Genomic DNA, 25,394 nt, shown 5'->3' on the forward strand with positions numbered 1-25,394 from the left:
TAATGCCGGTTCAACAAATGATAAAATCGGCACCACCTTGTGGAGATGTCGACACGGCAAAGAAATCAGAAGTTTAAAGGCGGAACTGGCTTGCCTTTGCGCTCGTAGAAGTCTGTCACAAACTGCTCTAATTTACCTTCTTCGATAGCCTGGCGTAAACCGGCCATCAGACGCTGGTAATAGCGCAGGTTATGGATGGTATTCAACCGCGCACCGAGAATTTCGTTGCAACGGTCGAGATGATGCAAGTAGGCGCGGCTATAATTGCGACATGTGTAACAATCACAGTGTTCGTCGAGCGTCGAGGTGTCATCTTTATGCTTGGCGTTACGGATTTTTACGATACCGTCGGTGACAAACAGGTGGCCGTTACGCGCATTACGCGTTGGCATGACGCAGTCAAACATATCGATACCGCGACGTACGCCTTCAACCAAATCTTCCGGTTTACCCACGCCCATCAGATAACGTGGTTTGTCTTCCGGGATTTGCGGGCAAACGTGCTCAAGGATACGGTGCATGTCTTCTTTCGGCTCGCCTACTGCCAAACCGCCCACAGCGTAACCATCAAAGCCGATATCTACCAGCCCTTTTAATGATACATCTCGTAAATCTTCGTAAACGCTTCCCTGAATAATCCCGAACAAAGCATTCTTATTATTCAACTCGTTGAAGCGATCGCGGCTACGTTTTGCCCAGCGTAAAGACATTTCCATCGAACGTTTTGCGTAATCCCAGTCAGCAGGATATGGCGTACATTCATCGAAGATCATCACAATGTCAGAACCCAGATCGTTTTGGATCTCCATGGATTTTTCCGGGCTCAGGAACACCGGATCACCGTTGATCGGATTGCGGAAATGCACACCTTCTTCTTTAATCTTACGCATCGCGCCCAGGCTGAAAACCTGGAAGCCGCCGGAGTCGGTGAGGATCGGGCCATGCCAGTTCATGAAATCATGCAGATCGCCGTGCAGTTTCATGATCTCCTGCCCCGGACGCAGCCACAGGTGGAACGTGTTGCCCAGTAAAATCTGTGCGCCGGTTTCTTTGACTTCTTCCGGAGTCATGCCTTTTACGGTGCCGTAAGTGCCCACAGGCATAAATGCCGGAGTTTCAACCACGCCACGTTCAAAGACCAGACGTCCGCGACGCGCACGGCCATCGGTAGTGCTTAATTCGTATTTCACATTGCCTCCAGCATCAGAGAAACAGTCTGATGAGGTTAAGTCCGTGGCATGACGCCCGGAAAAGAAAGCCTGAATACACCGAGTGCGTCCAGGCCGTTAACTGCTGATTCAGGTTTACTGACCCACCACTTCCTGCGGCGCCAGTGGGTTACGGTTGATGAACATCGCATCGCCATAACTGAAGAAACGGTACTGCTCTGCCACCGCCTGGTGGTAGGCATTCATGGTATTTTTGTATCCGGCAAACGCCGACACCAGCATGATCAGCGTGGATTCAGGCAGATGGAAATTGGTAATCAGGCAATCAATCACCTGATAATGGTATCCCGGATAAATGAAGATTTTAGTATCGCCGAAGAATGGCGCGATCAGCGCGCTTTCACTGGCTTTCGCCGCGCTTTCCAGAGAACGAACTGACGTAGTGCCCACGGCCACCACTTTATTGCCGCGCGCTTTACACGCCAGAACCGCATCGACTACTTCCTGAGGCACTTCGGCGTACTCAGCGTGCATGATGTGGTCTTCAATGGTGTCAACGCGCACCGGCTGGAAAGTCCCCGCGCCGACGTGCAGCGTGACAAACGCCAGCTCAACGCCTTTTTCTTTCAGCGCATCCAGCAGCGGCTGGTCAAAGTGCAGACCGGCGGTCGGTGCGGCAACTGCGCCCGGGCGTTCGCTGTAAACCGTCTGATACAGCTCGCGGTCAGCATCTTCATCCGGACGATCAATATAAGGCGGCAACGGCATATGGCCGATTTCATTGAGCAGCGTAAAGACATCGCGGTCTTCATTAAATTGCAGCTCAAACAGGGTGTCGTGACGCGCCACCATCGTGGCTTTAATATCTTCGTTATCACCCAGCAGCAGTTCAGCGCCCGGCTTTGGCGATTTCGACGCGCGAACGTGCGCCAGAACGCGGTGCGAATCGAGCACGCGCTCAACCAGCACTTCAATTTTACCACCGCTGACTTTACGGCCAAAAACGCGGGCCGGAATCACGCGGGTATTATTGAAGACCAGCAGATCGCCGGGCAGGATTTTATCGAGAATATCGGTGAACACGCCGTGCGTTAACTCACCGCTCGGCCCGTCAAGAGACAACAAACGACAGCCGCTGCGCTGGGTCTGCGGATAGCGGGCAATCAGGGATTCCGGGAGTTCAAAAGAAAAATCGGCAACACGCATGGCTTTTCACTTCACTTTAACGACAAAAACAGGCGGCTTAGTCTAGTGGGACGGGGCATCCCCTGCAAGCTTATGAACGAAGAAAGGCACCCGCTGCCCTGTCAGGGATCAACTTTCCTGCGTTATACTCGCCCGATGAATTTTTTAGCGCACCTCCATCTGGCCTCTCTGGCCGACAGTTCCCTGCTGGGCAATCTGCTGGCGGATTTTGTTCGGGGCAATCCTGACGGGCAATACAGCCCGGAAATTGTCAGTGGGATCCGCATGCATCGTCGCGTCGATGTCATGACGGATTCCCTGCCCGAAGTGAAAATTGCCCGCAGCTATTTTCGGGATGATTTCCGCCGCGTCTCGCCGATTACGCTCGACGTGGTGTGGGATCACTTCCTGTCGCGCCACTGGAATTCCCTGCATCCGCAACAGCCGCTGGAAGATTTTATCGCCGCCTGTCAGCAGGAAATCGAGCCGCAGCTTCAGGGCATGCCGGAACGTTTTCAGAACCTGAATAACTTTATCTGGCCACAGCGCTGGCTGGAGCGTTATGCCGTTCTGCCGTTCATCGGCGAAGTCTTGCAGGGCATGGCGAACCGCCGCCCAAAACTCAGCGCACTGAGCGGCTCTTTCCACGATATAGAGCTCAATTACGACGCACTTGAGCAACTCTTCTGGCAATTTTATCCGGTCATGATGCAGCAGGCGAAAGACCGCGAACTCTGAATAACTCCATAAAGTTGTGAGTGACGGCACGATCCCCTGCAAAACAGCGGATTGTTGTTAAAGAAGATTGAGACTTACGTCAAAGACTGATAGCCGAGTGCTATCTGATTGATTGGTCTGAAGGGGTTTATTCACCTGAGGGTTGCCCCTATACTGGCAGTCGTTTTGTTCACCCTTTCCACTCACCTACGACACCCTCAAGGGTCTTAAAGGAGTAATTTATGGTTCTGGTAACTCGCCCAGCCCCTGACTTTACCGCAGCAGCAGTACTTGGTAGCGGCGAAGTAGTTGAAAACTTCAACTTCAAAAAACACACAGCAGGCAAACCAACTGTTATCTTCTTCTGGCCAATGGACTTCACTTTTGTGTGTCCTTCTGAGCTGATCGCTTTCGATCACCGTTACGAAGAATTCCAGAATCGTGGCGTAGAAGTTGTTGGTGTTTCCTTCGACTCCGAGTTCGTTCACAACGCATGGCGTAACACGCCGGTTGAGAAAGGCGGTATCGGTCCTGTTAAATACGCAATGGTTGCTGATATCAAACGCGAAATTCAGAAAGCCTACGGTATCGAACATCCGGACGCTGGCGTTGCACTGCGCGGCTCTTTCCTGATTGACAAAGAAGGCGTTGTTCGTCACCAGGTAGTGAACGATCTGCCACTGGGTCGTAACATCGACGAAATGCTGCGTATGGTTGACGCACTGCAATTCCACGAAGAGCACGGCGAAGTGTGCCCGGCTCAGTGGGAAAAAGGCAAAAAAGGCATGGGCGCATCTCCGGATGGCGTGGCTAAATACCTGTCTGAAAACGCTTCAAACCTGTAATCCCTTCACGGATTTAACGGTTATCAACGGTCAGCTTAGCTGGCCGTTTTTTTTTGGCTGCCGTCCGGCACGATCACAATTTCCTCTTCCTGCTCCCCGTTATTCCTGTTTTGCGTCTACGCTGAAAACGTCCCGGTCGCGTCATTATGGCGTGCAGTTTGCATAGTTATTTGTCGAAATACTGCCGGATTAAAAAACAAAAAAGCGTTATCACACAATAACCTGAAGGTTATGACTCATAAGACAGGGTAATAAACAGGAGCCCCTATGTTACGGAAATCACTCATCGCGCTGGCTTTACTGACCAGCTTCCCGTTGTACGCCGCATCCGGTCCTGCGGTTGAAGCCAAAAATGGCATGGTTGTCACCTCGCAACATCTGGCGTCGCAGGTTGGCGTCGATATTCTCAAAATGGGCGGTAATGCCATTGATGCCGCCGTAGCAGTCGGTTATGCGCAGGCCGTCGTCAACCCGTGTTGTGGCAATATCGGCGGCGGTGGCTTCATGACGGTGCATCTTGCCAATGGTAAAGACACCTTTATTAACTTTCGCGAAACGGCACCAGCTGCCGCCAGCGCCAATATGTATCTCGACGCCGACGGTAACGTAAAAAAAGGCGCCAGCCTCTACGGCTATCTTGCCGCCGGTGTACCGGGTACGGTTTTAGGATTAGATACGGTGCAGAAGGAATACGGCAAACTGACCCGCCAGCAAGTCATGGCGCCGGCGATTAAACTGGCGCGCGAAGGTTTTGTGCTCACCCGTGGCGATACCGATATTCTCGATACCAAGGTCGACCGCTTCAAAGAAGATCCTGAAGCGGCGCGTATCTTCCTGCATAAAGACGGCAGCGCATTCCAGCCCGGCGATACACTGGTGCAAACCGATTTAGCCAATACGCTGGAATCTATATCAAAAAACGGGCCGGATGCTTTCTATAAAGGCAAAATCCCGGCAGCTGTCGAAGCGGCATCAAAAAAAGGGGGCGGCATCCTGACAGCGGCGGATTTCGCAAACTATAAAGTCACTGAAGACGCGCCGATCACTTGCAGCTATCGCGGCTATAAATTTGTGTCCGCCCCTCCTCCGAGTTCCGGCGGTGTGACGATGTGTGAAATTCTCAACATCGTCGAAGGTTATGATCTGAAAAGTATGGGCTTCAACTCGGCGGCTTCAATTCACGTCCTCACCGAAGCCATGCGCCATGCCTACATGGACCGCAATACCTATCTCGGCGATCCGGAATTTGTAAAAAACCCGATCGATCGTCTGGTCAGCAAAAGTTACGCGGAGGAAATCCGTAAGAAAATAGAAGCGGATAAAGCCACGCCTTCTACACAGGTTCAGCCCGGTATGGAACCCCACGAGAAACCGGAAACCACCCATTATTCTATCGTCGATAAAATGGGTAATGCGGTCTCCACCACTTACACTATCAATGGTCTGTTTGGTTCTGTGGTCATTGCACCGGGCACCGGTTTCTTCCTTAACGACGAAATGGATGATTTCACCACCAAAATTGGTGAGAAAAATCTGTTCGGTCTGGTGCAGGGGCCGAAAAATTCAATCGCCCCCGGTAAGCGCCCACTATCGTCAATGAGCCCGAGCCTGGTGACTAAGGACGGTAAAACCTTCATGGTTCTGGGTTCACCGGGCGGTTCACGCATCATCACCATTACCCTGCAGACGGCGCTGAATGTCATCGATCACGGAATGCCACCGCAGGAAGCCGTGAATGCGCCGCGTATTCACCATCAGTGGTTGCCGGATGAAGTCTATTACGAGCAGCGTGGCGTTTCTCAGGACAGCCTGAACATCCTGCAAAAGATGGGCTATAAAATGGTTGAACAAACACCGTGGGGCGCAGCAGAACTGATTATGGTGGGATTGCCGGGTGCTGCTGGCGTGACACCGGCCACTTCAGGTAACGACTCTGCAGTATCGGGTAAAGTGCGCGAAGGTTATCTGTACGGCGCGAATGATGTGCGCCGGCCGGCAGGTGCAGCAATAGGTTATTAATCTTCCTGCGTAGAAAAGAAACGCCCCCGCTATCTCGATGATATCGGGGGCGTTTCTTTACCGGAAGGTAAGTGCTTGCTTACGCTTTGTTGCTGAGCGCCAGTGCTGCTTTCTTACGGTCGTTACGCAATTTGAAGCGGTAACCGACCAGCAGCGCCACAACCCAAACCAGACCGACATACAGCGACACGCGGGTATCCGGGAAGTAACCAATCAGCCCGATAATAAACACCAGGAAAATGATCCCGAAGACCGAGGTATAAACGCCGCCGCGTAGCGGGAATTCCAGCTCTTTAATCTGCTGTTTGCTGAGCTTGCGACGGAAACCGATCTGGGAGAACAGGATCATAATCCACACCCAAACGGTCGCGAATGTCGCCAGAGACGCAATCACCAGGAATACGCTGGACGGCATGATGTAGTTCAGATAAACCGCCACCAGCAGCGCCGCCATCATCACCAGAACTGTGACCCACGGCGTGCCAAGACGCGAAACTTTGCTGAACATTTTAGGCGCCTGCCCCTGCTCTGCCATACCGTGCAGCATACGGCCCACGCCGAACACGTCACTGTTAATCGCAGAAAGAGACGCGGTGATCACCACGAAGTTCAGAATGGTTGCCGCCGCCGCAATCCCCATGTGCTGGAACGTCAGCACGAACGGGCTGCCCTGCGTCCCCACCTGATTCCATGGGAAAATCGACATAATCACAAACAGCGTGCCAACGTAGAACACCAGAATACGCAGCGGAACGGAGTTGATGGCTTTCGGAATAGATTTCTTCGGGTCTTCCGCTTCACCGGCGGTAATACCGATGATCTCGATACCGCCATAGGCAAACATCACCAGTTGCAACGACAGGATCGTGCCCATGATGCCCTGGCTGAAGAAGCCGCCGTTCGTCCACAGATTGTGGATACCGGTCGCCTGCCCACCGTTGCCAATGCCCCAGAAGATAATACCGAAACCGGCAATGATCATGATGATGATGGTGAACACTTTGAAGAAGGAGAACCAGAACTCCAGTTCACCGAACACCTTCACGCTCACCAGATTGATAGCGCCGATAATCAGCACCACACTCAGCACCCAGGTCCATTGTGGTACATCCGGGAACCACACGCCCATGTAAATACCGAACGCCGTAACATCGGCAATCGCGACAATCAGAATCTCAAAACAATACGTCCAGCCGGTGATGTAGCCGGCCATCGGCCCGAGATAATCCTGCGCGTAACGGGAGAACGACCCGCTCTGCGGATTATTAACGGACATCTCACCCAATGCACGCATGATGATAAATGCGATGATCCCGCCGACCAGATAGGCAAGCAGCACGCTTGGTCCGGCCATTTTGATGGCATCGGCAGATCCGTAAAATAACCCGGTACCGATGGCTGATCCCAGTGCCATAAAGCGAATATGGCGCGTTGTCAGGCCACGTTTTAGCTTCGTGCCTGGCGCTTCTTTTTGCTCTGTTGGTTGTTCAGCTTCTTGCTGCATGTGCATTAACCCGTATGTTTTTTAAATATCAAAAGTGCGTATTTTAAGAAATTAACTTTTTTACCTGCCAATGAAAAAGCCACGGAAGATTCTCCGTGGCCCGATTGGCGAAACATTCAGCAGACTAATTATATTTTATGCCGTTGAACATTCACCAAATGATCATTGGTGCGCAGTGACGCTACGCGGACCGCTGATTTTGTCATAAATACCGGCCAGCACCAGCATTAATAATGACGGTGGTAACCAGGCCAGACCTTGCGCCGCCAGCGGCAGGTTCGCAGTCCAGGCTGGCATAAGATCTGCAAAAGCAGAAGCTTTGATGCCGTCAACAATACCGAAGACCAGGCTGACAACCATCACAGGTGCGACGATACGCGTAGTGCTGTTCCACCAGCGCAGGGTAAAGCTCAGTACAACCAGCGCAATACACGGCGGATAAATCGCAGTCAGAACCGGTACGGAAATCTGAATCAGATGGCTCAGGCCCAGGTTGGACACCAGCATTGAGAACAGACCCAGAATGAAGACCAGCGTTTTATATGACAACGGCAGATACTGAGCGAAAAACTCAGCACAGGCGCAGGTCAGACCAACCGCGGTAACCATACAGGCGATGAAAATCAGCGCACCGAGGAAGAAACTGCCCACGCTGCCAAAAGTATGTGCCACGTAAGCATGCAGGATCACTGCGCCGTTTGTTGCATTTGGCACCAGCGAGGCACTGTTTTCGCCCAGTTTGAACAGACTCAGATAGACCAGCATCAGGCCCAGACCGGCAATCAGCCCTGCCAGAACCGTATAACGGGTCAGCAGTTTGGCATCGGTCACGCCACGCGAACGTGCGGCGTTAACGATAACAATCCCGAAGACCAGCGCGCCCAGCGTATCCATCGTCAGATAGCCGTTAACAAAACCGCTGGAGAACGGCACCGTCTGGTAAGCGTCAACCGCAGGCATGGACTGACCGGCAGGCCATAGCAGTGCAGCGACACCCAGCGCGCCCAGCGCCACCATTTTCAGCGGTGCAAGGAAATGCCCGACGGTATCGAGCAGACGGCCCGGATACAGGGAGATACCAATCACCAGAGCGAAATAAATCACGCTGTAAATCAGCAGAGGCAGCGGGCCGTCACCGGTCATCGGTGCGATACCGACTTCAAAGGAAACCGTCGCCGTACGCGGTGTGGCAAACAGCGGGCCCACAGCCAGATAACAGACAGTCGCCAGAAGAATACCGGCACCACGACCAATAGGCGTACTCAGGGCGTCAACACCGCCACCGACGCGCGCAAGCGCAATCACGGTCATCACAGGAAGCCCTACCGCCGTGATCATAAACCCGGCAGCTGCCCACCAGACTTCATGACCGGCCTGCAAGCCTACCATCGGCGGGAAAATGATGTTTCCTGCCCCGACGAATAAGGCGAAGGTCATGAAACCCAGCGCCAGAATATCTTTATTTGTTAAACGAGTACTCATGATTGGTGTCGTGTTGCCTGTTCAAATGAATAAAGTGTCCGATGCTGTCGTCGTGCTACTCCGTCAGAAGGATGAATGGCGTTGTCATAGCCAGAGAACACCAATGTGAGGATCGGAGTGAGCTAAAAACGCCTGATGATATGCAGATGATTACGTTGTTATGCAGGGAGTATCGAGCGACAGCGGGGCTTAAGGTAAACGTTTATAGCGTAGAAAGGCAAGCCGTGATCGAAAAAGCAGAGTGTTCAACCAGATTAATACGACAAAGCAGTAACAATCACTAAATACCTTCCAAAACACGCAATATGATATGTATGATTTTTGAACGAACAAAGCACAAGATATGCTCCGATAAGATTAAAAATGCGTGAAATCACCATCCAAAGGTCATTTCACGCACAATATCCAGCATTTTTACGAGGGCAAAATTTAGCCGCTTTCCGGATTTACCAGACGCGGGCGGCGATATCCACCACCAGTTTAAGTTTTTCCCACTGCTGCGCTTCGGTCAGGCTATTGCCTTCTTCCGTAGACGCGAAGCCACACTGCGGGCTCAGGCAAATCTGGTTAATGTCCAGATATTCAGCCGCCTCTGCGATCCGTGCTTCCACGGTTTTCGCCAGCTCAAGTTCACCGGATTTGGTGGTGATCAGCCCCAGAACCGCCTGCTGATGACCTTTTTTGATGAAACGCAGTGGCTCAAAACCGCCTGAACGTTCATTGTCATATTCCAGGAAGAAGGCGTCGATATTCACACCGCCAAACAGAATCTCTGCCACCGGCTCATAGCCACCTTCAGAAATCCAGGTTGAACGGAAGTTACCGCGGCAAACATGCAGGCCAATCACCAGATCGTCAGGTTTACCGGCGATGGCTTTGTTGAGCACGTCAGCGTAAGTACGTGCTAACTCTTCCGGAGAGTCACCCCGTTCGCGGATTTGTTTCTTCTGATCTTCAGAACACAGGTATGCCCAGACGGTATCGTCGAGTTGCAGATAACGACAGCCGGCATCGTAAAAGGCTTTGATCGCGTCCCGGTAAACCTGTGCCAGATCGTCAAAATAGTCTTTCAGATCAGGATAAACGTCTTTGCTGATAGCATTTCGGCCACCGCGAAAATGCATCACGCTCGGGCTGGGAATAGTCATTTTCGGCACAGCCGTTCCGCTGATACTTTTCAGGAAACGGAAATCTTCCAGCATCGGGTGCGAACCAAAACCGAGTTTGCTCACCACTTTGATACTGCGCGCTTTCGTCTGTACGCCGTTGAACTGGATCCCCTGAACCGCATCATAACCTTCCACCCCTTCCAGGCCTTCGAAGAAGTCAAAGTGCCACCACGCACGGCGGAACTCGCCATCCGTCACAACCTGCAGACCGGCTTCACGCTGCAAATCCACCACACGGCGGATTTCAGTGTCTTCCACCGCGCGCAGCTGTACTGCATTAATCTCACCGGCCTGAAACTGTTTGCGGGCTTCTTTGATCGCGGCCGGGCGCAGGAAACTGCCAACGACGTCAGCGCGGAACGGAGGGGTAGTACGTTGCATGAAAACTCCTTAAGGCATCACGCCCCTGGCGGAATGCGAATGATTTACAAAGTAAATAATTACATTGCGTTATTTATAGACATCTGGATGTCTAAACGGCTTTAAGGCCATACTGTCATGCAGCCTCTTCACTCACAACAGAGGAATTTTCATGGGACGTGAAATAAATTCATGATCATCAGGCAGAATCACGCCATAAATAGAAATGAAAAAGCCTGCTATCGGCTGATAACAGACTTTACGTAAATTGCTGAAATTAAGGTTTTACGGTGACCGGGGAGTCTGAACCCTGAGGAACAATCAATTTTGGTGCCAGCGTGAACATAAACCGCGTGCCGACGCCGACTTCGCTGAGAACTTCGAGTTTCGAATTATGGTGGCTGAGCGCATGTTTTACGATGGCGAGCCCCAGTCCGCTGCCGCCGGTCTGGCGTGAGCGCGCCTTATCCACACGGTAAAAACGTTCGGTCAGACGCGGTAAGTGCTGCGGCGCAATGCCCGGCCCGTTGTCACTTATCTGAAACTGCGCGCCATGTTGAATTTGCTGCCAGCTGACTTCAATCCGCGTGCCCGGCGGGGTGTGATTCACGGCGTTATACACCAGATTCGACACCGCACTGCGCAGCTGATCTTCATTGCCAAAGACTTTCAGCTTTTCGTTTACGCGAAACACCACTTCATGTTTCCCGCCGCTTAACGTCTGCACTTCCCGCTCAAGCATGCTGAGCATCACCGGAATATCGACCTTCTCGTGCATATCGATATTGGCGGATGCTTCGATTTTCGACAGGGTCAGAAGCTGCTTCACCAGCCCGTCCATGCGCCTCGTCTGCTCCTGCATCGTATCCAGCGCTTTGGTGCGGAACGGCTCTTCCAGCTTGGCGTCTTCCATCATTTCCAGATACCCCTGCAACACAGTGAGCGGCGTGCGAAGTTCATGGCTGACGTTGGCAAAGAAGTTACGTCGCGCGCCTTCGAGCTGACGCATTTGCGTGACGTCACGCGCCACCATCAGAAGCTGCCCCTCGGAATACGGCATCACGCGAAACTCGACGTAATGTTCATTATTGAGTTGCAGATTCAGGGCACGGCTGAAGTCACGGGTCTGGATCCAGGTGCGGAATTCCGGATAACGCAGCAGGTTAAAAATATGCTGGCCGTTATCTTCCGGCCAGCGGAAACCAAGCAGATCCTGCGCCAGTCCGTTACACCAGAAGATATTGCCTTCTTCCGTCGCCAGAACCACCGCATCCGGCAGCGATTCGGCACCGCTGCGGAAACGTTTGATCAACTGACCTAATTCACGACGACGTCGCCGGTTGCGCATCTGCATCTGGTTCAGCCCGTAAAACAGCGGTTCCCAGCTCCAGCGCCCGTTCGGCGGGGTGATGCTGCGGTCAAGCCACAGCCAGTGAGAGAGTTTAAGCTGATTGTAATAATTCCAGCCCAGCGCCGCGACCAGCGACGCAAAGAGGAGCCAGCCGAAATGGCCGACGAAAATTCCGAGGATCAGGGCTGGCAGACAAAAGAGAAAAAATTCGCCGGCCAGACGTTTCCATGACAAACGTTCTAACACACAGGTTCTCCGCTGTGGGGGACTCAATAACGCGTTGAGAAACGATATCCGGTACCACGAACAGTCTGGATCATTCTGTCATGTCCACTGGTTTCCAGCGCTTTACGCAAACGACGAATATGCACGTCTACCGTGCGATCTTCCACATAAACGTTAGTGCCCCACACGTTATTGAGCAACTGTTCTCTGCTGTAAACGCGTTCGGAATGGGTCATAAAGAAGTGTAACAACTTAAATTCGGTCGGCCCCATATCGAGCGCCTGCTCGTTGGCCATCACCCGGTGAGACGACGGATCCAGACTGAGCCCCTGCATGTCGATCACTTCTTCGACCGCCATTGGCGAAATCCGGCGCATCACCGCTTTAATACGGGCAACCAGTTCTTTTGGTGAAAACGGTTTAGTGATGTAATCATCGGCACCGACTTCCAGGCCGCGCACCCGATCTTCTTCTTCACCGCGAGCGGTCAGCATCATCACCGGAATTTCGCGGGTCAGTGCTTCACGTTTAAGGTGCTTAATAAACTGAATACCGGAACCGCCGGGTAGCATCCAGTCGAGCAGGATCAGTTCTGGGTAAGGTTCCACTAACTGGCCAATCGCTGAATCAAAATCTTCAGCTTCTACTGCCTGATATCCATTCTGTTCCAGTACAAAACACACCATTTCACGGATTGGAGCTTCGTCTTCAACCACCAATATACGTCTAGCCATCGTAGGTCCTGCCAATAGGTTAGCGATCTTTTATTTGATTGCGGGCGCCATTATGCGTCAGTTTTGTGACAGATTTATGAATGAAAATGATGGTTCATTTAAGGCAAATATGACAGATAAATTCCCGCCATCCTGCTGAAATTGGTCTGATTTATCGGGGACAGGTTCCCCCGCCGACGTTTATACTTTGCACCATTGTCGTCATACAGGGTTCACACGGGAGTCTCATGCGCCTGATCCACACCTCCGACTGGCACCTCGGCCAGTACTTTTTTACCAAAAGCCGCGCCGCTGAACATCAGGCATTTTTGCGCTGGCTGACCGGTCAGGTGCAGCAGCATCAGGTGGACGCCGTCATTGTCGCCGGGGACATCTTTGATACCGGTTCGCCGCCCAGTTACGCCCGCGAGTTGTACAACCGCTTCGTGGTGGAATTACAACAAACCGGCTGTCAGCTGGTGGTGCTGGCCGGGAATCACGATTCCGTCGCCACCCTCAATGAATCCCGCGAACTGCTTTCGTGCCTGAATACGCGGGTGATTGCCACCGTCGGTGAAGACCTCTCTGAACAGATTTTAGTGTTAAACCAGCGTGACGGAAAACCGGGCGCGGTGCTTTGTGCTATCCCGTTTTTACGTCCGCGCGATTTGCTCGCCAGTCAGGCCGGACAATCCGGCAGCGACAAACAGCTCGCGTTGCAGGAAGCCATTGCGGCGCATTATGACGCGCTATATCAGGCCGCACTGGCGAAGCGTCAGAAACTTGGTATGCCGTTGCCCATTATCGCTACCGGCCATCTGACCACCGTCGGCGTCAGCACGTCTGACTCCGTGCGCGACATCTATATAGGCACGCTCGACGCCTTCCCGGCCCAGGCATTTCCGCCGGTAGATTACGTGGCGCTCGGGCATATTCACCGCGCCCAGTGCGTCGCAAAAACCGAACATATCCGTTACAGCGGCTCGCCGATTGCCCTGAGTTTTGACGAACTGAGCAAAGCCAAAAGTGTGTACTTACTCAATTTCGACGGCGCAACGCTTAACGCCATCGACACGCTGGAAATCCCGGTTTTCCAGCCCATGCAGATCATCAAAGGTTCGCTGGCTGAAATCGAAAAACAGCTGGCGCAGTTTGCAGGCGGCGATATGCAAAAGCCGGTCTGGCTGGATATCGAAGTCGCCACGCAGGATTATCTCAGCGATATCCAGCGGCGTATTCAGACGCTGACCGCAGATTTGCCGGTGGAAGTCGTTCTGCTGCGCCGCAGCAAAGAACAGCGCATCCACAGTATTGAGCAGCAGGAAAAGGAAACGCTGAGCGAGCTGAGCGTCAGTGACGTGTTTGAACGACGTCTGGCGCTGGAACCGGATCCTGATGAGCCGCGTCAGGCGCGGATGCGCACGCTGTTTGCGCAGGTCGTTGAACAGATCACCAGCGGTCAGAATGCGGAGGACGGCGCACAATGAAAATTCTCAGCCTGCGATTAAAAAACCTGAACTCGCTGGAAGGCGAATGGAAAATCGACTTCACCGCTGAGCCGTTTGCCAGTAACGGTTTATTTGCCATCACCGGCCCGACCGGCGCGGGGAAAACCACCCTGCTCGACGCCATTTGTCTGGCGCTTTATCACCAGACACCGCGTCTGAACGTCACGCCGAGTCAGAATGAACTGATGACCCGCCACACCGCCGAATCGCTGGCGGAAGTCGAGTTTGAGGTCAAAGGCATTGGCTACCGCGCGTTCTGGAGCCAGCGCCGGGCCAAAAACTCGCCGGACGGCAATTTACAGGCGCCGAAAGTGGAACTGGCACTGCTGGCCGATGGAAAAATTCTGGCCGACAAAGTGCGCGATAAACTTGATGCCATCGCCGAGCTGACCGGGCTGGATTTTGGCCGTTTCACCAAATCAATGATGCTTTCACAAGGCCAGTTCGCCGCGTTCCTGAATGCTGATGCCAACGACCGCGCGGAATTGCTGGAAGAACTCACCGGCACCGAAATCTACGGGCGGCTTTCTGAGCGCGTGTTTGAACAACATAAAGAAGCCAAAAATCAGCTCGACGGTTTGTATCAGCGTATGGCAGGTATCGAGTTGCTCAGCGAAGAGCAGCGTCAGGCGTTTGAAACGGAACTGGCCGCGCTGAACGCGCAGGAAATTATCCTCAGCCAGCAGGCGCTTCAGCGCCAGAAGGATCTGAACTGGTTGCAACAATGGCAGCAGGTACAGCAAAAATATCAGCAATCTCAGCAGCAGCTGACGGCGGCAGAGCAGGAAAACCTCGCCGCAGCGCCGCAGTTGCAACAACTCGCGCGCAGTGAACCGGCTGAAAAGCTGCGTCCGCTGCTCAGCGACCGGTTGCGCTGTGAGAAAGAAACACAGGAGTTACAGCAGGCGCTCACGCAACTGGTTCAGCAACAGCAGCAACAGGCCGCACAGATGACACCGCTGGCTTTGGCGCTGGAACAGGCGAAAACCGCTCGCCAGAAACAGGCCGGAGAGCAGCGCCAGCTACAGACGCTGATGGACGAAAAAGTTCTGCCGCTGGATAGCGAAATTGCCCGGTGGCACAAATCACTGACTGACACGCAGCAGGCCGTCAGTGAAGTACAGAAACAGGCCAGTGAGCATAACGCGACGCTGGCGAAAATCACCGAAGAACGGCAGAAACTGGAGGTACAGAGTCAGCAGCATCAGGCGAAACACACCACGCTGACCGCCGCGCTTGAGACTCAGCAACAGCGTCAGGTTGAACTGGAAAAACAGCAGCCGCTGACGGCGTTGCAGAAGCGGCAATCTGAACTGGCGCAACTGCGTCCGGTACGCCAGCAGCTGTTCTCACTCGCACAAATTTTCCCTCAGCTCGACTCACGTGTCCGTCAGCAGCATCAGGATATTGCGCAGAATCAGACGGCAATCGCGGAAGAAGAAGAACGCCTTGGCAAAATCCGTCTGCAATGCCAGAAACAGCTCGAGCATCTGAATGATGTCAAAGCGCGGCTGAAAAGCGAGGAACTGATCGTCAGCCTGACGGCAGAACGCGCGAATCTGCAAAGCGGCCTACCCTGCCCGCTGTGCGGTTCCACCTCGCATCCGGCGATTGAAAGTTATCAGGAGATCAAACCGTCTGAAACCGCGCAGCGTGTTGAGAAAATGCAGCTGGAATTTGATGCAGCGAAAGCCAGCGGAATCGAACTGGCCGCGAAAATTAAAAGCCTGAAAGAACACCAATTGCGCCTGCAAACGCAGCTTGAGCACGACCAGCAGCAACTGAACGCGCATCTCGAAAACTGGAAGAAAATCAGCGCTCCGCATGGTCTGACGTTCACCCTGAATGATGCGGCGGACATTCAGCAATGGCTGGCGTCATGCGATCAGGAAGAACAGCAAACACAGGAAACCCTCCGCCAGCATGAACAGCTGGCGCGTGCGCTGCAACAGGCGAAAGACGCCCTCAGCGAAGCCGCCGGCGAACAACAAAAAGTCCAGCAGCAAAGTGCATTGCTGGCAGAGCGTTTTTCGCTGACGCAGCAAAACCTGACGAAGTCTCTGGAACAGCTTGAACGCCTGCAAACCCAGTATGCGGATGGCGAGAAAACGCTGAAGGAACTGACGGCGCAGCGCACAGAACTTTTCGGTGACCGTCAGGTTACGCAGGTTCGCGAGCACTTACATCAGCAACAACAGGCCGCCGAGAAAGCGGTCAGCGAAGCCGAGACTGCCCTTCACCGGGCGCAGGAACTTCGCGACAAACTGGCCGGTCAGCTCGCCAGCACGCAATTGCAACATCAGCAGGCCACGGCCCGTCTGCATCAGGCACAAACAGACTGGCAACAGGCGCTGGCCCACAGCGAGTTTGCGGATGAAGACGCAGTGAAACTCGCGATGCTCGACGACGCATTACGCCAGCAACTCCTTCAGCGTAAAGACCAGTTGCAGAAACAGCGGGTACAGGCTCAGGCGTTGTTAAGCGACGCGAAAGAGACACTGGAGAAACAGCGGCTCGCACGCCCGGCGCATCTGAGTGAATACGAAAGCGATCTCACGGCGCTGATGGCCGAGCAGGAATCGCTGTCACAAAGCCTGAAAGCGCTGCAACAGCGCACCGGCGAAGTGAGTAATCAGCTTAAATTCGACAAGGAACGAAGCGGCAGCCAGCAGCAGTTAATCGCGCAGATTGCGCAGGCGCAGCTGACCTGTGATGACTGGGGATATCTCAATCAGATGATTGGCTCCAGCGATGGCGCGAAATTCCGTAAGTTCGCGCAGGGGCTGACGCTGGATCATCTGGTGTATCTGGCGAACCGCCAGCTGGAAAAACTGCATGGCCGTTATCTGTTGCAGCGTAAAACCAGCGATGCGCTGGAGTTGCAGGTTGTCGATACGTGGCAGGCAGACGCCGTGCGTGATACCCGCACGTTATCCGGCGGCGAGAGCTTCCTGGTCAGTCTGGCGCTGGCGCTGGCGTTGTCAGATCTGGTGAGCGATAAAACCCGCATCGATTCGCTGTTCCTCGACGAAGGTTTCGGTACGCTCGACGCCGACACGCTGGACACCGCGCTGGACGCCCTCGACAGCCTGAACGCCTCCGGTAAAACCATTGGCGTGATCAGCCACGTTGAAGCGATGAAAGACCGCATTCCGGTGCAAATCAAAGTGACCAAGGTGAACGGGCTGGGCGTCAGCCGCCTGAGCAGTGAATTTAAAGTCCCGTCGCAGTAATCGATACAGCCGCATGATGCCGTGACATCATGCGGCTTTTGTCTGCCAGAAAATTACAACGCGAAGCGTGACTGCGGCCACAACCAGGCTGCACCGCGAACACCGCTGGAATCGCCGTGAACCGCTTTAAGGAGCGGCGTTTCACATTCGCCGCCAAAGACCCACTGTTTGATCAGCACGGGAACGGTCTGGTACAGACGATCGACGTTGCTCATGCCGCCGCCAAAAACGATGACATCCGGATCCAGAATATTCACCACGTTGGCCAGCGCTTTCGCCAGACGACGCTCGTAGCGGCCCAGCGCCAGCTCCGCCGTTTCGTCGCCCTGCTCAACAAGCTCAATAATTTCCGCACCTTTCAGCCGCTGGCCTGACAGCCGAAAATAATCTTCTGCAAAACCGGTGCCCGACACAAACGTCTCCACGCAGCCGGATTTGCCGCAATAGCACGGCACGTCGCGGGCAAACTGGATTTCTTCCTCGTCCTGCCACGGCAGCGGGTTGTGTCCCCATTCGCCTGCATTGCCGTTGCCGCCCGCGTGCGCCACGCCGTTAAGCGCAATACCGGAGCCGCAGCCTGTACCAATAATCACGGCAAACACGGTGTGACGGCCTGCGCCTGCGCCATCAGTGGCTTCGGAAACCGCCAGACAGTTGGCGTCGTTGGCAATGTGGACTTCGCGTTTTAACAACAGCGCCAGATCTTCATCCAGCTGCTGGCCATTTAGCCAGACCGAGTTGGCATTTTTCACTTTACCGGTAAACGGCGAAAGCGTACCGGGGATCCCAAGGCCGACGCTGCCGTGCTGGCCGGTGGCTTTTTCGGCGTCCAGCACCAGACCTTCAATCGCTTTCAGCGTGCGTTCGTAATCATTTCTTGGCGTATCCACCCGCTTGCGGAACAGTTCTTTCCCTTCGCCGGATAACGCGATGACTTCTATTTTTGTGCCGCCTAAATCAATGCCAATTCGCACGTTTTCTCTCCTGTTTCTGCCGGTAGGGTCAGTTATTTTTGAGGTTAAATCAGTGTAGAAGCTCGCTGCTGTCGTCACCAGAATAAGCTGTTATGCAATGTTTCATGCTGCGGTGATTTCTTAACGACGACCGGCGCTCAATTGGTTATCATGCCGCCCTGCATTCATTTAATCAGCGTACCACGAGTGCGCCGGGACAGGGATAACGCCATGTTATGGTTTAAGAATTTGTTGGTATACCGTTTGAGCCGTGAAGTTTCGTTATCTGCTGACGAAATGGAAAAACAGCTCAGCGCTTTCACCTTTACCCCGTGCGGCAGCCAGGATATGGCGAAAACCGGCTGGGTTTCACCGATGGGTTCCCACGGTGGCGACGCGCTGACTCACGTTAACGGCGGTCAGATCCTGATCTGCGCCCGTAAAGAAGAAAAAATCCTGCCTTCTCCGGTCATCAAACAGGAGTTACAGGCGAAGATTGATCAGCTTGAAGGTGAGCAACACCGTAAGCTGAAGAAAACCGAAAAAGATTCCCTGAAAGACGAAGTGCTGCACAGCCTGATGCCGCGCGCATTCAGCCGTTTCAGCCAGACATTCATGTGGATCGACACCGTTAACGGCCTGATCATGGTCGATGCCGCCAGCGCGAAAAAAGCGGAAGACATGCTGGCGCTGCTGCGTAAAAGCCTCGGTTCACTGCCGGTTGTGCCATTAACCATGGAAAGCCCGATCGAACTGACGCTGACCGAATGGGTGCGTTCAGGCCAGACGCCTGCCGGTTTTGCCCTGCAGGACGAAGCCGAGCTGAAAGCGATTCTGGAAGAAGGCGGCGTGATCCGCTGTAAGAAACAGGCGCTGGTCAGCGACGAAATCGCCACGCACATCGAGAATGGCAAACTGGTCACCAAGCTGGCCGTCGACTGGCAGGAACGCATTGCCGTTGTTCTGGCCGACGACGGCAGCATCAAACGTCTGAAATTCAGCGACGTGATCCGTGACCAGAACGAAGACATCGATCGCGAAGATTTCGCCGGACGTTTCGATGCTGATTTCGTGCTGATGACCGGTGAACTGGCTGCATTAATCCAGAATCTGATTGAGGCGCTGGGCGGCGAAGCCCAACGTTAATTTCAGGTCTGCAAGAATAAGAAAAGGCGCTCATTGGCGCCTTTTCTTTTTTTGCTGTGTCTGAATGATTTATTTGGTCAGATACTTGCAGAGATACGACGTGGTTTCGCCGACCTGCAAATTGAATTCACTTTTACCCGGAATGTAGAAGGTTTCGCCCGGTTTGAAGACCTGCCAGTCCGGAGAACCCGGGATCAGCACTTTCAGCGAGCCGCTGATGACGGTCATTTCTTCCGGCTTAGCGGTGCCGAAAGTGTATTCGCCGACGGCCATCACGCCAACGCTGGCTGAACCCGTACTGTCGCTGTCAAAACCAATCGACTTAACTTTCCCGTCAAAATACTCATTATTTTTCAACATAGATTGGCCCTTTGCGATAATTTTCAGAGCCTCCATATTAGGGGCAGAAACCTCATTCTGTCACTGATTATTACCGCTTTATCTGCACCAGACGACACCGCCCGCAAAGCGGCGTCGCTGATTTGATTTTAGCGTCGCACAGTGCCATTGTGGGTGGCTATCCGCTCCGCACATAACCGCTTTACTCCCCGGCGTCAGACGATCAGTTCCGCCGCCAGTTTTGCCATCAGCACGTTCGACAACAGAACCGGAATGCTGAGATGTTTTTTCAGCAATTCGGCGTGATGCCGCGTGTAACCAATACAATCGAGTACCACCACTTCCGCACCCTGCTGCGCCAGACGCATCGCCGCTTCGATAATGGTCTGGTCATCGGAAATATACGGGCTGGCCACCGCAAAGCACGGCGGTTTGGACAGCTTCCGCCATTTGCCAGACTGCTCGACGATCTGCTCTTCGATCGGCACGACAATTCCTGCGCGATGCCCGCCGACAATCGCACCAATCAGTGGCGGGATAATCCGGTCAGGCTCGAGCAGAAGCGCATTGCGGGCGTGCAGCTTTTTAAATTCGCCGGTACATAGCAGTAAAATAGTCATGCAGCCGAGCGCTTCCAGAACGTCGATTTTTTCCTGTAATCCGCGCTCAACCCGATGCGCCGCCATGGTGACCTGCGAACCGTCCAGCAAACGCGAAACCAGCACCGCATCGCCTTCCGCAGGCGCATATCGCTGCTCAATTTGCTCCGTGCTCATTCCGTCCAGCAGGCCCACGTGGGTCACTGATTTGGCCGGCAGATGCGCCATCAGCAGCGGCATAATATCGCTGCGCGGCGCCTGTCCAATGGTTAACGTCGCAAAGGTCGTGATCATAAGGCTTACTTCCGGTTTTGCAGGTGGCGCAAGCTTCCGTACAGCGACAACAGGAGTTGATATTCGTCGGCATCAAAGAACTGGCACGTACCGCGCCCGAATTCTTTTGCGACTTCCACGGCAAACTTCGCCGCCAGGGCGATATCCACTTCATGGCTCGCGCCGGTACCGCAGCCCGGCACCACAGATTCTGCCGTGATCGCAACGCCAACCACCGGAACGCTGGTCGCCGTTGACGGCTGCAAAATGCTGTTGAGGTGATGAACGCCGTTGCCGTAGGGCGTAATGTCCTGTGTGGTGACAGGGAAAGTGACCGCCGGCTTGCCGCTGGTCATCTCCATAATGCGCACAAGGTCTTCGGAAACACGCAGGATGTAGCCCTCTTTCACCGTCGGCGAAATGGCGTAACCCTTGTGATTGATAATGCGGTTGCCCTTGGTGGTATCGATGGAAAGGATCGCATCCACGCCGTCGACGACTTCGTTGTCATTCATGGTCACGTCGTCGATCGGCGAATCCATGAAATCTACCGGATCGTGCGGGCGGGTTGGCGCGTTCGGGCAGATGTGGGTAGTGATAATGACATCGCCTTCCAGCGTATCGCCTTTACGCTGCATGTCCGCCAGTTTCAGCGCACAGGTTACCGCAGCAATCGCGCCGTCCGCGTCGGACACCAGACCAATACGCGTCGGGCGTGCACCAATCCCGCCCAGACGGCCGATAATCCCCAGCGTCGGTGCAGTGCCGCCACTGCTTTTTCCTTTGCTGCCAGGCACGGTGATACGGACGAAATCCGTGCCGCCTTTCGGGCCATCCGCACGGTTTGTTCTGGCGATGACGCCCGGATAACGGGCAAATAAATCCACAACATCCTGACCGCTGACGTGTGCGCTATCCATCAGTTCAAATACCGTTAATGTCTGTTGCAAACTCATCACAAAATCCTCTTAAAACTTCGTGACCGGCGCACAGGCGCAAAAGCCAAAACGGTCACGAACGCTGTTCATCATCGGAACAGTCAGTGTTTAATGCTGGCCAGATAACGGCCCTGGTGTTGGCAATAACGCTTTACTTTTTGGCACTGAAAACCGAGGTGAAGAAGCTGTAAAGTGCGTCACCGGCAATAAAACCTGCCGCCAGCACTTCCATTGGCGTACGCCCTTTTTCACCCCAGATACGAATAATGATGATGCGCAGCACGATACCGCAGACTACCGCCCAGCCCGCCATCACGCTGTTGATCAGAAGCCCGGTCGCCAGCAGTACGCCGAGCTGGCGTTTTGGGCCGCCAATCAGCTGAATCAGCGCGCCCGGAATCGCCCAGATAAGCAGACTGTGAGCGATCCCCGGCTGAGCACCGGCCTGAATGGTTTTGGCGTAAACGCGCGCCACCGGCGGCACCAGATCCTGTGCGAAGTAGCCGTAATGGGCGTACCACACCACAGGGATCGCAATGATAAAAGCCAGCAACGCGGCGAATAACTGAATGCGACGCCCCGCCAGTTCGGCCCGTAAGTCTTTACCATAACCGCGCAGAATGAATCCGGCTTTCAGGTCGAAGCCCATATCGGCAAACGCCGGGCCGGTCGCGGCGGTAAAGCCGGTCAGCACGCAAAGTGCCAGCGGCGGGAAACCAATCAGAATGCCGATAATCAGCGTGATCAGCGCCACAGCAAACGCCGGGAACCAGCCGGAATGCATGGCCGCAATGCCGACGATCAGCTCGTGGAAGAAAGCGGCAAAGGCGGCGTAAGCCACGAACGCAATCAGCATGCCGACGGACATTTCGCTGTATAACCCCCCGGCCAGTGCCAGCAACGCAGCAATCGCGATATAGCCGAATGCGCCCAACCCCAGCGCCGTACGCACTTCTTTCGCCGGCTGAGTAAATGTCGTGCGGGCATCGGCATTTTTAGCGCGAACCACCTGAATCACCTGAATCAGCGAAACCAGCCCCGCGCCGACCATCATGCCGTGCGGAATGTACAGGGCATTAAGATCCAGCCCGGCCACCGGTTGTGCGTAAGCGCGGATCAGCAATCCGATGCCGAACATACTGAGCGCCCAGATATTACCGATGAATGCCGTCCCAAACGCCGCCATCGGAATTTTCAGTACCGCACCACCGAGCCCGATCACCACGCCCGCCACCAGCAACCACGCCTGACGCCCGCCGTTATCGCCGGCTTTGATCGCTTCCGCCGCCGCCACGCCCGGAGGCCAGGCGTTACTGGCCGGGAAAACTTTGGTATCGAAGAGGCGGTAAAGCAGATAGGCGTCCAGCAGCATCGCGGCGGCAACACCGATAAACATCGGCATAATCAGCTGCGGCTGTCCGAGAACATAAGGCACGGCAATCGGCATCAGCAGGCTGTTTGCTGCGCCAAAAGTTGCGGAAGAAATGACGGTTTGCGCCAGATTCTGGGTGTGGATTGAACGGTAACGCTGAAAAGCCTGCATCGGAATGCGGGCCAGCAGCATGGCAAACAGCGCGCCGATAATAGAGGTATTAGGCGTAACACCTAACGTCGTTATTAACTGGACCCCGATGATAGCGCCTAAAATAGACAGAATAATCATCACGATGAGCGTGCCAATATCCTTTAGCGGATTTTCCTTATTATCTTTTGCACGTTGGTCTGACATAAGGCCCCTGGTGTTGGCTAAAAATGAATAAATAATCCGGGTCCGTTACTGGTCCTTGCGATGAAAAATCATTGCCAGTACTCATCACCCAATTTTTCGGCGACTTGCCGGGTCACAGCAATTAATCCTTCTTTTATGCCTTTCGGAATATTTTTACCCTGTTCGGGAGAAGGGAATGACAAACAAAGCCCTACCGTTTCATTTCTGTGTTTATTAAAAATGCTGGTCGCTAAAGAACTGATGCCCTGAAGCGTTTCATTATTGGCAAACGATAATCCTGTCTGCCGGACTTCCGCCAGCCTGGTCAAAAGAAGATCCATATTTGCAGGGGAATTGACGGAGTTAACCTGATATTCCCCGTTAAAACGCTGAACCACGTCTTCGTCGCTAAAACGCGCCAGGATCGCACGGCCAATGGCGGTCTCATGCGCTGGCAGCAGGCTTCCGGCTGGCGTCACTACTTGTAAATAGGTTCTGCCGGGGAACATACGCATGACCATAATGTCACGCCCTTCCAGCATCGACACATAGCCCGTGCATTGCGTCAACTGACTCAGTTGCGTCATATACGGTGAAACAGAATCCACCAGCGGCACGGATAAATAATGGCTGGAGACTGCCAGCAATAATTTACCGATCCGGTATAAGCGGCTGTCCTGATCGCGTTCCAAAAGCCCTTGCGTTTCCATCGTCATCAGTAAACGTGAAACGGTACTTTTCGGTAATTTTAAATTTTCGACCACGTCACTGAATGACAAGCCGGGATGTCCCTGCCGGATCCCCTGGGTTGAAAATAACTTCAGCACCGCAGCCGCATTTTCTAAAGTGGTCATAAAGGAGTAAGTTCCGGTATATGGAACAGGGTTCCTGTTAAGTTAAATAAAAACTAAAGCTGATACGTGTCAGCGTCAAGACGTTTATTTAACCGCCAGAAGAAGACAGATAAATGAATATGCTTAAAGAAATTCCTAAAGCAATCGAATGGCGAGGAGAGGGAAATGAATGCCGAGTATTTATGAAGTGAACGATGTAAAACTCAGCAGATTATTTTGATTAAATATTACGCAAAATATACAACGCGATAGAAGCTTCGACCAGAATGATCGTGATCGACCAGATTGCGGGCATGGCTTTACTGTGCTGGTTAAAGAAAGACATCAGGGGTTTCATCATCGGGTCCGTTGTGGGTTTTCAGCGTCACGGCGCTGCGTCTAAGTAATCACCTGAGTTATTAGTTTACGCCCGCTCATACACCAGTACAATACTTAGGCGATTGTGATCCCTGTCACGAGAAATGGCCCGTTTTGTTTACAGCTTAACACCGGATTTCAGGCAAAAAAAACGGGCCTCAGAGGACCCGTCGTGATGACGTTTTACCGCAGATGATGTTAGCGCGCCATCGGCAACGCCAGTGCATTCATGACAGAATTCACTACCCGCGCAGGATCCTGAGTACCATCCACCACGTGGTGAGCGGCTTCCTGATACAGCGTTTCGCGTTCGTTCAGCACCTGCATCATTTCTTCGGTGATAGGCCTGCCGGTCAGTGTCGGACGCTGATCTTCCTGCGGAGCATCTTCCAGACGATTTGCCAGCGTCGTTGCTGGTGAACGCAGATAAATAACCGTTCCGGCTTCCCGCATAAAATCACGGTTTTCCTGCGCCAGCACCGCGCCGCCCCCGGTCGCGATCACAGTCAGCGGTGAGCAGACAGCTTTCAGGGCTTCGGTTTCACGGCGACGGAACCCCTCCCAGCCTTCACGGTCGACAATATCCGCCACGCTGAGGCCTGAGGTGCGTAACAGGTACAGATCGGTATCGACAAATTTGTAGCCCAGCGCTTTTGCAAGCTCACTGCCAACTGTCGTTTTACCCGCGCCACGCGCGCCTACCATGAAAATGGGTTGTGTCATTACCGCTATCCTTTATTCCCCGAA

Annotated in this window: 20 protein-coding genes; 6 read left to right on the forward strand and 14 right to left on the reverse strand. The window is 53.7% G+C overall.

Annotation, left to right across the window (positions count from 1 at the left end; all coding sequences use genetic code 11):
- Positions 1 to 65 precede the first annotated feature (65 nt).
- Together tgt and queA are read right to left on the reverse strand one after the other, a co-directional pair.
- Positions 66 to 1,190, reverse strand: coding sequence for a tRNA guanosine(34) transglycosylase Tgt (gene tgt, locus J1782_RS23310; RefSeq protein WP_152327855.1), 1,125 nt, complete (start codon positions 1,188 to 1,190; stop codon positions 66 to 68).
- A gap of 114 nt (positions 1,191 to 1,304) precedes the next feature.
- On the reverse strand, positions 1,305 to 2,375 hold the full coding sequence (gene queA / locus J1782_RS23315) for a tRNA preQ1(34) S-adenosylmethionine ribosyltransferase-isomerase QueA (RefSeq protein WP_152327854.1): 1,071 nt from the start codon (positions 2,373 to 2,375) through the stop codon (positions 1,305 to 1,307).
- Positions 2,376 to 2,510: 135 nt separating this feature from the next.
- On the opposite strand from queA, the gene J1782_RS23320 reads away from it, so the two are divergent.
- The 3 genes from J1782_RS23320 to ggt all read left to right on the forward strand — a co-directional run bounded on the left by J1782_RS23320 (position 2,511) and on the right by ggt (position 5,935).
- Positions 2,511 to 3,092 carry an ACP phosphodiesterase gene (locus tag J1782_RS23320; protein ID WP_217154045.1) on the forward strand — a complete coding sequence of 194 codons (582 nt, stop codon included), beginning with the start codon at positions 2,511 to 2,513 and terminating at the stop codon, positions 3,090 to 3,092.
- Between the two features lie 221 nt (positions 3,093 to 3,313).
- Positions 3,314 to 3,916 (forward strand): peroxiredoxin C, encoded by a 603-nt coding sequence (locus J1782_RS23325; RefSeq protein ID WP_013576674.1) that lies wholly within the window; start codon positions 3,314 to 3,316, stop codon positions 3,914 to 3,916.
- A gap of 267 nt (positions 3,917 to 4,183) precedes the next feature.
- A complete protein-coding gene (gene ggt, locus J1782_RS23330) occupies positions 4,184 to 5,935 on the forward strand; it encodes a gamma-glutamyltransferase (RefSeq protein WP_152327852.1) in 1,752 nt (583 codons plus the stop codon).
- A gap of 79 nt (positions 5,936 to 6,014) precedes the next feature.
- Here the strand turns inward: ggt and proY are convergent, their stop codons facing one another.
- The 5 genes from proY to phoB all read right to left on the reverse strand — a co-directional run bounded on the left by proY (position 6,015) and on the right by phoB (position 12,760).
- Positions 6,015 to 7,445, reverse strand: a complete 1,431-nt coding sequence (gene proY, locus J1782_RS23335) for a proline-specific permease ProY (protein ID WP_165059282.1) — start codon at positions 7,443 to 7,445, stop codon at positions 6,015 to 6,017.
- Between the two features lie 156 nt (positions 7,446 to 7,601).
- Complete coding sequence (gene brnQ / locus J1782_RS23340; protein WP_217153985.1) at positions 7,602 to 8,921, reverse strand: branched-chain amino acid transport system II carrier protein; 1,320 nt, start codon at positions 8,919 to 8,921, stop codon at positions 7,602 to 7,604.
- 446 nt (positions 8,922 to 9,367) lie between these two features.
- On the reverse strand, positions 9,368 to 10,471 hold the full coding sequence (locus tag J1782_RS23345; protein ID WP_152327849.1) for a cobalamin-independent methionine synthase II family protein: 1,104 nt from the start codon (positions 10,469 to 10,471) through the stop codon (positions 9,368 to 9,370).
- 256 nt (positions 10,472 to 10,727) lie between these two features.
- The gene (gene phoR, locus J1782_RS23350; protein ID WP_152327848.1) at positions 10,728 to 12,047 is read right to left on the reverse strand and encodes a phosphate regulon sensor histidine kinase PhoR; all 1,320 of its coding nucleotides are present in this window, start codon (positions 12,045 to 12,047) and stop codon (positions 10,728 to 10,730) included.
- A gap of 23 nt (positions 12,048 to 12,070) precedes the next feature.
- A complete protein-coding gene (gene phoB, locus J1782_RS23355) occupies positions 12,071 to 12,760 on the reverse strand; it encodes a phosphate response regulator transcription factor PhoB (RefSeq protein WP_013576682.1) in 690 nt (229 codons plus the stop codon).
- A gap of 227 nt (positions 12,761 to 12,987) precedes the next feature.
- Between phoB and sbcD the strand changes: the two genes are divergently transcribed.
- Positions 12,988 to 14,226: an exonuclease subunit SbcD gene (gene sbcD, locus J1782_RS23360; RefSeq protein WP_217153986.1), complete on the forward strand. Its 1,239-nt coding sequence runs from the start codon at positions 12,988 to 12,990 to the stop codon at positions 14,224 to 14,226.
- Positions 14,223 to 17,480 (forward strand): exonuclease subunit SbcC, encoded by a 3,258-nt coding sequence (sbcC, locus tag J1782_RS23365; protein ID WP_217153987.1) that lies wholly within the window; start codon positions 14,223 to 14,225, stop codon positions 17,478 to 17,480. The genes sbcD and sbcC overlap by 4 nt, the downstream gene beginning before the upstream one ends.
- Positions 17,481 to 17,533: 53 nt before the next feature.
- Here sbcC and mak read toward each other — a convergent pair whose 3' ends face one another.
- Positions 17,534 to 18,454, reverse strand: coding sequence for a fructokinase (gene mak, locus J1782_RS23370; protein ID WP_217153988.1), 921 nt, complete (start codon positions 18,452 to 18,454; stop codon positions 17,534 to 17,536).
- A gap of 210 nt (positions 18,455 to 18,664) precedes the next feature.
- Between mak and rdgC the strand changes: the two genes are divergently transcribed.
- A complete protein-coding gene (rdgC, locus tag J1782_RS23375; protein WP_101075448.1) occupies positions 18,665 to 19,579 on the forward strand; it encodes a recombination-associated protein RdgC in 915 nt (304 codons plus the stop codon).
- A gap of 69 nt (positions 19,580 to 19,648) precedes the next feature.
- Here the strand turns inward: rdgC and ppnP are convergent, their stop codons facing one another.
- The 6 genes from ppnP to aroL all read right to left on the reverse strand — a co-directional run bounded on the left by ppnP (position 19,649) and on the right by aroL (position 25,370).
- Positions 19,649 to 19,939 (reverse strand): pyrimidine/purine nucleoside phosphorylase, encoded by a 291-nt coding sequence (gene ppnP, locus J1782_RS23380; protein ID WP_101075794.1) that lies wholly within the window; start codon positions 19,937 to 19,939, stop codon positions 19,649 to 19,651.
- A 194-nt stretch (positions 19,940 to 20,133) separates the two neighbouring features.
- A complete protein-coding gene (locus J1782_RS23385; protein ID WP_165059273.1) occupies positions 20,134 to 20,811 on the reverse strand; it encodes an AroM family protein in 678 nt (225 codons plus the stop codon).
- Between the two features lie 5 nt (positions 20,812 to 20,816).
- A complete protein-coding gene (locus J1782_RS23390) occupies positions 20,817 to 21,746 on the reverse strand; it encodes a DUF1177 domain-containing protein (RefSeq protein ID WP_152327843.1) in 930 nt (309 codons plus the stop codon).
- A 133-nt stretch (positions 21,747 to 21,879) separates the two neighbouring features.
- A complete protein-coding gene (locus J1782_RS23395; RefSeq protein WP_152327842.1) occupies positions 21,880 to 23,457 on the reverse strand; it encodes an OPT/YSL family transporter in 1,578 nt (525 codons plus the stop codon).
- Between the two features lie 68 nt (positions 23,458 to 23,525).
- Entirely contained in the window at positions 23,526 to 24,290 is a 765-nt protein-coding gene (locus tag J1782_RS23400; protein ID WP_152327841.1) for an IclR family transcriptional regulator, read from the reverse strand.
- A gap of 555 nt (positions 24,291 to 24,845) precedes the next feature.
- Positions 24,846 to 25,370, reverse strand: coding sequence for a shikimate kinase AroL (gene aroL / locus J1782_RS23405; protein ID WP_152327840.1), 525 nt, complete (start codon positions 25,368 to 25,370; stop codon positions 24,846 to 24,848).
- Positions 25,371 to 25,394 lie beyond the last annotated feature (24 nt).

The sequence above is a fragment of the Rahnella sp. BCC 1045 genome, assembly GCF_019049615.1.
Lineage (GTDB): Bacteria > Pseudomonadota > Gammaproteobacteria > Enterobacterales > Enterobacteriaceae > Rahnella > Rahnella contaminans.

Excerpts from the sequence above, each read along its gene's own strand:
- queA (WP_152327854.1), bottom strand. The coding sequence starts at position 2,375 with ATGCGTGTTGCCGATTTTTCTTTTGAACTCCCGGAATCCCTGATTGCC.
- J1782_RS23325 (WP_013576674.1), top strand. The coding sequence starts at position 3,314 with ATGGTTCTGGTAACTCGCCCAGCCCCTGACTTTACCGCAGCAGCAGTA.
- sbcC (WP_217153987.1), top strand. The coding sequence starts at position 14,223 with ATGAAAATTCTCAGCCTGCGATTAAAAAACCTGAACTCGCTGGAAGGC.
- J1782_RS23385 (WP_165059273.1), bottom strand. The coding sequence starts at position 20,811 with ATGATCACGACCTTTGCGACGTTAACCATTGGACAGGCGCCGCGCAGC.
- proY (WP_165059282.1), bottom strand. The coding sequence starts at position 7,445 with ATGCACATGCAGCAAGAAGCTGAACAACCAACAGAGCAAAAAGAAGCG.
- J1782_RS23400 (WP_152327841.1), bottom strand. The coding sequence starts at position 24,290 with ATGACCACTTTAGAAAATGCGGCTGCGGTGCTGAAGTTATTTTCAACC.
- aroL (WP_152327840.1), bottom strand. The coding sequence starts at position 25,370 with ATGACACAACCCATTTTCATGGTAGGCGCGCGTGGCGCGGGTAAAACG.
- rdgC (WP_101075448.1), top strand. The coding sequence starts at position 18,665 with ATGTTATGGTTTAAGAATTTGTTGGTATACCGTTTGAGCCGTGAAGTT.
- J1782_RS23390 (WP_152327843.1), bottom strand. The coding sequence starts at position 21,746 with ATGAGTTTGCAACAGACATTAACGGTATTTGAACTGATGGATAGCGCA.
- J1782_RS23395 (WP_152327842.1), bottom strand. The coding sequence starts at position 23,457 with ATGTCAGACCAACGTGCAAAAGATAATAAGGAAAATCCGCTAAAGGAT.
- sbcD (WP_217153986.1), top strand. The coding sequence starts at position 12,988 with ATGCGCCTGATCCACACCTCCGACTGGCACCTCGGCCAGTACTTTTTT.
- brnQ (WP_217153985.1), bottom strand. The coding sequence starts at position 8,921 with ATGAGTACTCGTTTAACAAATAAAGATATTCTGGCGCTGGGTTTCATG.
- phoB (WP_013576682.1), bottom strand. The coding sequence starts at position 12,760 with ATGGCTAGACGTATATTGGTGGTTGAAGACGAAGCTCCAATCCGTGAA.
- ggt (WP_152327852.1), top strand. The coding sequence starts at position 4,184 with ATGTTACGGAAATCACTCATCGCGCTGGCTTTACTGACCAGCTTCCCG.
- ppnP (WP_101075794.1), bottom strand. The coding sequence starts at position 19,939 with ATGTTGAAAAATAATGAGTATTTTGACGGGAAAGTTAAGTCGATTGGT.
- J1782_RS23345 (WP_152327849.1), bottom strand. The coding sequence starts at position 10,471 with ATGCAACGTACTACCCCTCCGTTCCGCGCTGACGTCGTTGGCAGTTTC.
- J1782_RS23320 (WP_217154045.1), top strand. The coding sequence starts at position 2,511 with ATGAATTTTTTAGCGCACCTCCATCTGGCCTCTCTGGCCGACAGTTCC.